At 50.1% G+C, this 5,519-nt stretch carries 4 protein-coding genes and 1 pseudogene; 4 read left to right on the plus strand and 1 reads right to left on the minus strand.

The window, feature by feature from the left end:
- A pseudogene (locus BZG79_RS10860) lies at positions 1 to 119 on the plus strand (lactoylglutathione lyase); the annotation flags it as partial.
- 192 nt (positions 120 to 311) lie between these two features.
- On the opposite strand, the gene BZG79_RS10865 reads toward BZG79_RS10860, so the two are convergent.
- Complete coding sequence (locus tag BZG79_RS10865; RefSeq protein WP_021022307.1) at positions 312 to 1,223, minus strand: OmpA family protein; 912 nt, start codon at positions 1,221 to 1,223, stop codon at positions 312 to 314.
- A gap of 213 nt (positions 1,224 to 1,436) precedes the next feature.
- Here BZG79_RS10865 and rnt point away from each other — a divergent pair, with 213 nt between their 5' ends.
- The 3 genes from rnt (at position 1,437) to BZG79_RS10880 (ending at position 5,459) form a co-directional block, all read left to right on the plus strand.
- Positions 1,437 to 2,105 carry a ribonuclease T gene (gene rnt, locus BZG79_RS10870; protein ID WP_021022306.1) on the plus strand — a complete coding sequence of 223 codons (669 nt, stop codon included), beginning with the start codon at positions 1,437 to 1,439 and terminating at the stop codon, positions 2,103 to 2,105.
- Between the two features lie 436 nt (positions 2,106 to 2,541).
- Positions 2,542 to 3,861: a porin gene (locus BZG79_RS10875; RefSeq protein ID WP_077774396.1), complete on the plus strand. Its 1,320-nt coding sequence runs from the start codon at positions 2,542 to 2,544 to the stop codon at positions 3,859 to 3,861.
- A 275-nt stretch (positions 3,862 to 4,136) separates the two neighbouring features.
- Entirely contained in the window at positions 4,137 to 5,459 is a 1,323-nt protein-coding gene (locus BZG79_RS10880; protein WP_021022304.1) for a Na+/H+ antiporter family protein, read from the plus strand.
- Positions 5,460 to 5,519 lie beyond the last annotated feature (60 nt).

Below are 5,519 nucleotides of genomic sequence, written 5' to 3' on the forward strand. Positions count from 1 at the left end.
CTCGCGAGCCAGGCCCAGTAAAAGGTGGCAGCACTGAAATCGCTTTTGTCACTGACCCTGATGGTTATAAGCTCGAGCTTATTCAAAACAAGAGCGCGTCTGCTGGCCTAAACGGTTAACTGACACCTGCTCTTATGAAGCTCACACGCTTAACAGAGTRAGCCTTAGTGATAGCGACATAGCCAAGACAATAAAGCCCTGCTTTAACCGCAGGGCTTTGTTATTTCTGTCGCTGGGAACTAAGGTTCGCTTTTGGTTTGTCATCCCACCTCGGCTGAACGTCCGCCTACTCGCTGAACGTTGACTGTGCCTTATAACAAGGTCCTACCCAGAGAGATCACCACACGACGGTTTTTACTTCGGCCAATGGGATCCTCGTTATCGGCGACCGGCCGGCGCTCGCCATAGGCTTCAACGGTAATCCTGTCCTCAGGCAAGCCCAAAGAGGTAAAGTAGTCACGTAATTTCTTCGCCCGCCGCTCCGACATTTGTTGATTGGCGGCGCGTGTGCCTCGTGCATCGGAATAAGTGGCGACCAAAACCAAATCAATATCATCGCTATAGCGGACAAATTCGGCAATTTGGGTTAAGCGTTGGCGGCTCGCTTTGGTGAGCTCATCGCTGTTTTCTTGATAGCGCAACACGGTAAAGGAAATGTCCTCAAACGCGTAAGGCAATAAGGTGTTTAAGCATTGGCTAAATTCTTGGTACGGTGCCCCAAACGCCACCGCAGACAGGGCAACATCGATTTGACGCTGTTGGCGCCGCCAATCTTGAAAACTAAAGGTAGGAAAGCGACCTTCTTCCAATTCGCTCAACATCGACCAGGCCGTTTGGCCGCCGACATAACCATCAAACTGTTGGAAAAACTTAAGCTGGTCCATGTATCGGGCCGGTTCACCGGGCATCCAATCGGCAGGCATGGATAGCAAAGATACCGGCGCTGTCTCGCCCATAGGACGCTGCATCTCCAACTCGAAATCTACATTCATGTCTTTGCTGGCGCGCGAGGTAAACGACGCGAGCCCGTATCCAGGAATATTGTGCTGCAGGCGGCACTCGATCGGTGTATCTATGGTCACCGCCCAGTTCGACTCGCCAAGCGATGCGACATATTGCTTGTTTGCATAAACATTACCCGCACTCAATAGACCCACGGTGAGGGCCAGCGCGCCCGGCAACACATTATTAATCAGGCATGGCTTAAAAAGGCGAGACGCCATTCTGGACTCCGAACTTCGCATGAGGCTCTGCACAGGCTTTATGATCCTTGGAGTGGCATATTTGCACACCTAAAGAGGATGCACCCAGCAGTGAGAGACGGTTTAACCAACAAGAGTAACGATAAAGATATCGACCGGCAAGATGGTGACTTTAGCTTATCGTCCGGATTTGCGATAATCATGCTCTGATTATTGTAAGTAAAGTGACATTGCATGAGCCAAGAAAGCGATCTAAACAGCCTTAAGGCCCGATTCCGTGGTTACTTTCCCGTTGTTGTTGATGTGGAGACAGCCGGGTTTAACGCCAACACCGATGCATTACTCGAAATTTGCGCGGTAACCTTAAAAATGGATGAGCAAGGCTGGCTCGCTCCGGATAAAACATTGCATTTTAATGTCACGCCTTTTGAAGGCGCCAACTTAGAGCCAGCGGCCCTTGAATTTACCGGCATTCGTGATCCCTACAGCCCCTTACGCGGCGCGGTTGATGAAGGTGAGGCCTTAAAAGAGATTTTTAAACTGATCCGTAAAGAGCAAAAAGCGGCAGAGTGCCAGCGCACCATTATGGTCGCCCACAATGCCAATTTTGATCACAGCTTTGTGATGGCCGCCGCCGAGCGCGCGAAGCTAAAGCGTAACCCCTTCCACCCTTTTGCCACCTTTGATACGGCGGCTTTAAGCGGCTTGGCTCTCGGGCAAACCGTGCTGGCTAAAGCCTGTAAAACCGCTGATATTGCTTTTGATAACAAAGAAGCCCATAGCGCCCTTTACGATACCGAGCGTACGGCCGAGCTATTTTGTGAAATTGTTAATCGTTGGAAGCGCCTAGGCGGCTGGCCTTTGCCCTCTGCGCCTGACGCGCAGGAAGAGACGCCCGAATAAAACCCCAGCGCATGAGCCGACCCACGGTTATCCGTTGCAGCAATAAATGTATGCTTTAATTGTTAACAACTTGTTTGTTGTCACATTTTTGTGATCTTATTTTGGCCTCTATTTAGCCAGCATATTAACCACGATTAAACAGGCACATAAGGAGTGAGCGACAGAATTAATTTATCCATATTACGCCAAACACGGGCTGAGATGAGCAATAAACGCTTTAGAGTATTTACTTAAAACAATCGATAGAAACATTATCAGCCCAACCAGGTGACATCGTGCGGTATCCGTTTTGAAACCAACCTTTAACAAACGCGAAATTGGTGCCAGTATTGAACCTGTAGAACATCCGACCACTTCTCTCGCCCACGTAAGATGGGCTTTGAAGCGGCGGCCCCAAAGAACAAGAAGCTTAATTAACATAGGAGTGAGGCGCGTTATGTCATCACTATTTAAGAAATCGCTAGTGGCAACCAGTTTATCTTTGTTAGCCGTACAAGCACACAGTGCCGGCTTCCAAGTATCAGAAACCTCGGTATCCGGTTTGGGGCGTGCTTTTGCCGGTGAAGCCGCTATCGCAGACAATGCCGCCGTCGGCGCACGCAACGCGGCTGCCCTAACCCGTTTTAACACCACCGCATTCTCGGGCGGCTTAAGTATCATTGATCCGGATGTGCATGCGGATGTAACGGAAAGTTCTAGCCCTGGATATGCCCAAGGCGCAACAGCATTAGACGCTAAAGATATCGCGCCCACTGAATTTGTACCTAATATCCATATCATTCAGCCGATTGATGACAAATTAGCGGTGGGCTTCTCTGCTTTTTCTAATTTTGGCTTATCGACTGATTATCCAAAAGACTTTTACGCGGGGTCAGTCGCAGGGTCAACCGAATTGGTGACCATGAATTTTAACCCCAATATCGCTTACCAGCTTAACGATCAGTGGAGCATTGGTGCGGGGATTAGCGCTGTATATGCAGACGCAGAGTTAAAAAGACAAGCTGGACCATTATTTGTGGCTATCCCAGCATTAGATACCGCTAGTGATCAAACAGCTAAGTTAACTGGTGATGGCTGGGGGTTTGGCTGGAACATCGGCACCCTTTGGGAACTTGATGAAAACAACCGCTTTGGCCTCACTTATCGCTCACAAACCGATGTGACGCTTGATGGCAAATTTACCGATGGCACAGGTGCTAAAACAGGAACTCCGGGCTCAACCGTTGACGGTGAATTAGAACTTAACCTACCTGAAATCATTGAGTTCTCGGGGTTCCACCAGTTAAACCAACAAATCGCCGTCCATTACAGCGCCATGTACACCGGTTGGGATAGCTTTAAAGAACTTAAAGCAACTGGCTCTGGTTGTTCAGTAACAGGTGGAGAATGTTTCAAAAAAGACGAAGGTTGGGATAACAGCTGGCGTTATGCACTCGGTGCCACCTACACCATGGGCGATCATTGGGCCTTCCGCGCCGGCTATGCCTATGATGAAAGCCCGGTGTCAGCAGAAAAACGCACGCTAAGCATTCCAGATTCAGACCGTCAATGGTGGAGTTTAGGAGCAACTTACACTGCCAATGAAAATCTTTCTATTGATGCCGGTTTTGCCTTCCTTGATGGCGACCAAGTCGATGGCAGTGAGAAATTGACAGATAGTTCCGCTATTGAAGGTTCGTTAGGTGATTCAACTGTTGATTTCTCAGCCGGTGGCGATGCTTACATCTACGGTTTGCAGCTGAACTACTTGTTCTAAATACTGCTACCTAGCCATAACCCAACGAGCCGGCCTACATAGGCCGGCTTTTTTCGATCTAGTATCCCGCCCTGAATGACATTAGAAGCGATGGCTGGCCGCTATGATGGAATAACGCGAGCAAAACCGACAAGCATGAAAGAAAGTAACCAAAAAAAAACGATTTCCCCTCGACACAGACAAAATTTTGCGCAAACTGGGTAGCTTAATTACAAAATCATAGATAACCCCTGCGGCAACGCTGCAGTGATAACCCCTATAACAGGAACGTTTCCATGAACCCGGTAGTCATTTCAGTCTGTGTCATGCTGGCACTGGCCCTTATGCGCGTCAATGTCGTCGTCGCACTCACCTTTAGTGCGGTCCTTGGTGGCCTGGTCGGTGGGCTCAGTATTTCCGAGACCATCAGTGCCTTTGAAGGCGGCCTTGGCGGTGGTGCCACTATTGCGCTCAGTTATGCGATGCTCGGTACCTTTGCGGTCGCAATTAGCCGTTCAGGGATCACCGATGTTCTCGCGCACTCGGTGATCCGCAAGCTTAACGCGCGCCCCACCGATGCCAATACCGCCACCTTTAAATATGTGGTCTTGGTCTTATTAGGCCTTTTGGCTATTTCGTCGCAAAACGCGATTCCGGTCCACATCGCTTTTATTCCTATTGTGATCCCACCTTTATTGCATGTGTTCCAACGCTTAAAGCTCGATCGTCGCTTGGTCGCCTGTGTGCTGACCTTTGGTTTGATCATGCCGTATATGGTGTTGCCGGTCGGCTTTGGCGGTATCTTTTTGAATAATATTTTGCTGAAAAACCTCAATGACAATGGCCTAAACGTGGTCGCCAGCCAGGTGCCGACGGCAATGTTATTACCGGCAGCCGGGATGGTAGTAGGCTTGCTGATCGCGACCTTTATCAGCTATCGCCAGCCACGCCAATACAGTGAAGGGGACGTCCTCACTGCTGAGCCGGAAAACCACGCCATTAGCCCCCGTAACCTGTGGGTTGCAGGCATTGCGATTGTCGCGGCGTTAAGCGTGCAGCTGATGGCAGGGTCGATGATTGTCGGCGCATTGGCCGGCTTTATGGTGTTTACCTTTGGCGGCGTGATCCGTTGGAAAGACACCCAGGATGTGTTTACCAAAGGGGTACACATGATGGCGATGATCGGCTTTATTATGATCACCGCCGCTGGGTTTGCCGCGGTAATGAAAGCAACGGGTGGTGTGGAGTCCTTAGTCGCTTCTTTGTCAGGCTCGATTGGCGATAACAAACCGCTCGCGGCGTTTTTGATGTTGATTGTCGGTTTACTAGTGACCATGGGGATCGGCTCGTCGTTCTCGACCATTCCGATTATCGCTACCATTTATGTGCCACTCTCACTGGCGTTTGGCTTCTCGCCGATGGCAACCATTGCCTTGGTGGGAACGGCCGCCGCCCTGGGCGATGCTGGCTCACCCGCTTCGGATTCTACTTTGGGTCCAACGTCGGGCCTGAACGCCGATGGCCAACATGAACACATTTGGGATACCGTGGTCCCCACCTTTATCCACTATAACCTGCCATTAATTGCCTTCGGCTGGTTAGCCGCGATGATGCTCTAGGGCGTAAACGCGCTATGTGAGTAAAAAGGCGGTATAGACAAGAAAAAAGCCACGTTTTAT

Origin of the sequence: Salinivibrio sp. MA427, from assembly GCF_001996115.1 — a bacterium.
GTDB classification, from domain to species: Bacteria; Pseudomonadota; Gammaproteobacteria; order Enterobacterales; family Vibrionaceae; genus Salinivibrio; species Salinivibrio costicola.